At 63.3% G+C, this 4,927-nt stretch carries 6 protein-coding genes; all 6 read left to right on the plus strand.

The window, feature by feature from the left end; translation table 11 throughout:
* The coding region (locus AC1D1Z_RS33995; protein ID WP_477853205.1) for an ABC transporter permease subunit at positions 1–522 on the plus strand (522 nt) is incomplete at its 5' end.
* Positions 522–1,448 carry an ABC transporter permease gene (locus tag AC1D1Z_RS34000; RefSeq protein WP_131647003.1) on the plus strand — a complete coding sequence of 309 codons (927 nt, stop codon included), beginning with the start codon at positions 522–524 and terminating at the stop codon, positions 1,446–1,448. The genes AC1D1Z_RS33995 and AC1D1Z_RS34000, both read left to right, overlap by 1 nt.
* Before the next feature lie 12 nt (positions 1,449–1,460).
* Positions 1,461–2,477 carry a formamidase gene (locus AC1D1Z_RS34005; protein WP_477853206.1) on the plus strand — a complete coding sequence of 339 codons (1,017 nt, stop codon included), beginning with the start codon at positions 1,461–1,463 and terminating at the stop codon, positions 2,475–2,477.
* An 11-nt stretch (positions 2,478–2,488) separates the two neighbouring features.
* The gene (gene biuH / locus AC1D1Z_RS34010) at positions 2,489–3,190 is read left to right on the plus strand and encodes a biuret amidohydrolase (RefSeq protein WP_018449133.1); all 702 of its coding nucleotides are present in this window, start codon (positions 2,489–2,491) and stop codon (positions 3,188–3,190) included.
* Positions 3,190–4,245: a cyanuric acid amidohydrolase gene (gene atzD / locus AC1D1Z_RS34015; protein WP_131647001.1), complete on the plus strand. Its 1,056-nt coding sequence runs from the start codon at positions 3,190–3,192 to the stop codon at positions 4,243–4,245. Before biuH ends, atzD begins: the two co-directional genes overlap by 1 nt.
* 1 nt (position 4,246) lies before the next feature.
* Positions 4,247–4,927, plus strand: a 681-nt coding sequence (locus AC1D1Z_RS34020; protein WP_477853209.1) for an ATP-binding cassette domain-containing protein, incomplete at its 3' end; no start/stop codon positions are given.

Here is a 4,927-nt window from a genome sequence, read left to right on the forward strand (position 1 = left end):
GAATACATGCTCGGCAATATTCCCGGCATGGACGTGCATTGGGGTCTCGTCATCGGCATCATCGCCTGCATGCTCTCCTGGATCGTGATCGAGGCGACGAGCTACGGGTTTGCCGCCCGCATCGCCGGCGGCAACGTGCGCGCCGCGCAGATCCAGGGACTGCCGGTTGGCAAGCTGATTGCCGGATTTACCGCGCTTGCCGGCAGCTTTGCCGGCCTGGCGGGCATGATCGAAGTGGCGGCGGTGCAGGGAAGTGCCAATGCCTCGCTTGCCGCCGGCTACGGCTATACCGGTATCCTCGTCGCCTTCCTCGCCAGGCACAATCCGCTGGCGATCATTCCGGTGGCGATCCTGCTCGGCGGCATCGACGCCTCGGGCGGTCTCATCCAGCGGCGCATGGGCCTGCCGGATGCGACGGTTCTCGTGCTGCAGGGGACGCTCTTCATCGTCATTCTCTTCTGCGAGACCTTCTACGGCCGCTTCAAGATCTTCAATCCCGACCTCTGGAAAAGGAGCCTATGATGGAAGAGACAGGCATCGGCATCTGGGGCGTGCCGCTGGCGATCTTCGCAGGCGCCATTCGCGTTTCCACCCCCTTCATCTTCGTCAGCCTCGGCGAGACGATCACCGAACGCTCCGGCCGCATCAATCTCGGCCTCGAAGGCACGCTGGTCTTCGGCGCCATGACGGCCTATGCGGTGGCCGTCATGACCGGCTCGCCGACCCTTGGCGTGCTGGCCGCAATGATGGCGGGTGCGATCTTCGGCCTCATCCACGGCTGGATCTGCAAATTCCCGAAGGTCAATGACATCGCCATCGGTATCGCCATGATGCAGTTCGGTCTCGGCATGGCGTTCTTCCTAGGCAAATCCTTCATTCAGCCGGTCGCGCCGAAACTGCCCTCGATCCCGCTCGGCGGCTGGTCGAGCATTCCGCAGGTGCAGGCGGCGCTCAATATCAACGTACTGTTCTTCATCGGCGCGGCACTTGCCCTTTTCCTGTTCTGGGCCTTCAAGAACACCCGCATCGGCCTGATCCTGCGCGTCGTCGGCGACAGCACCGACGCGGCCCGGGCCATGGGCATCCACCCGGACCGAGTTCGCCTGCTGGCGACGGCAGTGGGCGGTTCGCTGGCGGCAATCGGCGGCGCCTACCTCTCGCTCTACTATCCGGGCTCATGGAACGAAGGCATCTCGTCAGGCCAGGGCCTGATGGCCGTGGCCCTCGTCATCTTCGCCCGCTGGAACCCGATCGGCTGCTTTCTCGCTGCCCTGCTTTTCGGCGGTGCCGGCGCGCTCGGCCCGGCGCTGCAATCGGTCGGCGTCACACAAGGCTACTACCTTTTTTACGCCGCGCCTTACGTGCTCACCCTCGTCATCCTGATCGCCACCTCCTCGCCCACCCGCTCGCTCGCCGGTGCGCCGGGTGCGCTGTCGCTCACGAAATAACGGAGCATCCCGATGAACGGACTTGGCGGTCTCAACAAATCCGAACACGGCATCGGTATCGGCCTGGTGCAGCTCCAACTGCCGGTGACCGTCACCAAAGTGGATCTGGCAAAACAGACGCAGGTGATCGTCGATCTGGTGGCCAAGGCGCGGCGCAACCAGCCGGGCATGGACCTCGTCGTCTTTCCCGAATACGCGCTGCACGGCCTTTCCATGGACATCAATCCGGAGATCATGTGCACGCTCGACGGGCCGGAGGTCGCGGCCTTCAAGCAGGCCTGCAGGGACAACCGGATCTGGGGCTGCTTCTCGATCATGGAGCTGAATCCTGGCGGCATGCCCTACAATTCCGGCATCGTCATCGACGATCAGGGCGAGTTGAAGCTCTATTACCGCAAGATGCATCCCTGGATCCCCGTCGAGCCCTGGGAGCCCGGCGATCTTGGCATCCCTGTCATCGAGGGTCCACGGGGCGCCAAGCTCGCGCTGATCATCTGCCATGACGGCATGTTCCCGGAGATGGCGCGCGAATGCGCCTATAAGGGCGCCGAAATCATGATCCGCACAGCCGGCTACACGGCGCCGATCCGCGATGCCTGGCGCTTCACCAACCAGGCCAACGCCTTCTGCAATCTGATGATCACCGCGAATGTCTGCATGTGCGGCTCGGACGGCACGTTCGATTCCATGGGTGAAGGCATGATCTGCAATTTCGACGGCACGATCATCTCTCACGGCACCTCCGGCCGGCCCAACGAGATCATCACCGCCGAGGTGCGTCCCGACCTGGTGCGCGAGGCCCGGCTCGGCTGGGGCGTGGAGAACAATATCTACCAGTTCGGCCATCGCGGCTATGTCGCCGTTGCCGGCGGCGCACAGGATGCGCCCYACACCTACATGCACGACCTTGTCGCCGGCAGATACCGCCTGCCGTGGGAAGACGAGATAAAGGTCAAGGACGGCACGTCCTGCGGATTTGACAAGCCGATGCGCCGTTACGGCGAACCCCTCAAACCTGCCGCGGAATAGGAGAGAGAATGATGGACGCGATGGTCGAAACCAAAGGGCATTTTATCGACGCCGATCCGTATCCGTGGCCCTATAACGGCGCTCTGAGGCCTGGTAATACCGCCCTTATCATCATCGACATGCAGACGGATTTCTGCGGCAAGGGCGGTTATGTAGACCACATGGGCTACGACCTGTCGCTGGTGCAGGCGCCGATCGAACCCATCAAACGTGTGCTTGCCGCCATGAGAGCCAAGGGTTACCACATCATCCATACCCGCGAGGGCCATCGCCCCGACCTCGCCGATCTGCCGGCCAACAAGCGCTGGCGCTCGCAGCGGATCGGCGCCGGCATCGGCGATCCCGGCCCCTGCGGCCGCATCCTGACCCGCGGCGAACCCGGCTGGGACATCATCCCCGAACTCTACCCGGTCGAAGGCGAGACGATCATCGACAAGCCCGGCAAGGGTTCGTTCTGCGCCACCGACCTCGAACTCATCCTCAACCAGAAGCGCATCGAGAACATTATCCTCACCGGAATCACCACCGATGTCTGCGTCTCGACGACGATGCGCGAGGCAAATGACCGCGGCTACGAATGCCTGCTGCTGGAAGACTGCTGTGGTGCGACCGACCACGGAAACCACCTCGCCGCGATCAAGATGGTGAAGATGCAGGGCGGCGTCTTCGGCTCGGTCTCCAATTCCGCAGCTCTAATCGAGGCGCTGCCCTGATGCCGTCATTGCGTGCCCATGTCTTTCGCGTGCCAGCCGACGGCCCCGATGACGTTGCCGGCGTCGAGGCGCTCTTTGCCAGCGGCCTTCAGGCGAACAACGTCGTCGCCGTTCTCGGCAAGACGGAAGGCAACGGCTGCGTCAATGATTTTACCCGCGGTTATGCCACCCGCAGCTTCGAGACATTGTTCAGCAGATATGGCGTCGACGGCGTCTCGATCATCATGTCCGGCGGCACCGAGGGTGCGCTCTCGCCGCATTGGACGGTTTTTGCGCGTGAAACCGTAGAAACCCCGGGCGAATGGGCGCTGGCCATTGGTGTGTCGCGTACCCCCGCGCTGCCCCCCGAACATCTCGGGCGCCGGGAACAGATCCTGCTCGTTGCTGAAGACGTGAAGTCCGCGATGAGGGATGCCGGCATCGATGATCCTGCCGATGTCCATTTCGTGCAGATCAAGTGTCCGCTGCTCACCTCGCGCCGGATTGCCGAGGCCGAGGCAGCAGGCAGGACGGTCGCAACCCACGACACGCTGAAATCCATGGGCCTCTCGCGCGGCGCTTCGGCTCTCGGCGTCGCCGTGGCACTCGGCGAGATAGATGCGACATCGATCGGCGATGCCGACGTCTGCACACGTTTCGATCTCTTTTCCCGCTGCGCCTCAACCTCGTCCGGGGTCGAACTCACCGATCACGAAATCATCGTCCTCGGCATGAGCGCAAAATGGTCCGGTCCGCTGTCGATCGACCACGCGGTCATGCGGGATGCGATCGACGCGCATTCCGTCAGGAAAGCCCGCGAACGCCTGCCGGAAAACAGCCGGCTGGCGGCGGTTCTCGCCAAGGCCGAGCCGGACCCGTCCGGCAGGATCGGCGGCAGGCGCCACACGATGCTCGATGACTCGGATATTGCAGGCACCCGCCATGCCCGTGCCTTCGTCGGCGGCGTTCTCGCCGGCATCTTCGGCATTACCGATCTCTATGTGTCCGGCGGCGCCGAACACCAGGGTCCGCCCGGCGGCGGTCCCGTCGCCATCATCGTCGAAAAGGAGCAATGAAGTGAGCACAGTCCGCGACACGCCCCTTCCGCAAACCGGCAAGGCCGTCGGCATCGATACGCTCGGCATGACCATGCGCTTCGGCTCGTTCACCGCGCTCGACGACGTCTCGATCACCGTTCCGGCAGGCTCTTTTCACGCGCTTCTCGGTGAAAACGGCGCCGGCAAGTCGACACTCGTCAAATGCATCATGGGCTTCTATCACGCGACGTCAGGCTCGCTGTCGATCGACGGCCGCGAGGTGGCGGTGGCCTCACCCAAGGATGCCGCGGCCTATGGGCTCGGCATGGTCTACCAGCATTTCACACTGGTTCCCTCCCTGACCGGTGCGGAAAACCTGGTCATCAGCCGCACCGAAGTGCCCGCGGTGATCAACTGGGCCAGGGAACGCAAGGATCTGGCGGATTTCATGGAGCGCATGCCGTTCAAGATCCCGCTCGACAGGCCGGTGAGCGAGCTTGCCGCCGGCGAAAAGCAGAAGCTCGAAATCGTCAAGCAGCTCTATCTCGGCCGCTCCTTCCTCGTCCTCGACGAGCCGACTTCGGTGCTGACGCCCGCCGAAGCCGATGAGATGCTTGGCATCGTGCGCGGGATGACCGAGCGCGGCGAGCTCACCGTGCTGATGATTTCCCACAAGTTCCACGAGGTGACGAAGTTCGCTGATGCCGTTTCGATCCTGCGG

The sequence above is a fragment of the Rhizobium sp. P1_E1 genome, from assembly GCF_056406015.1.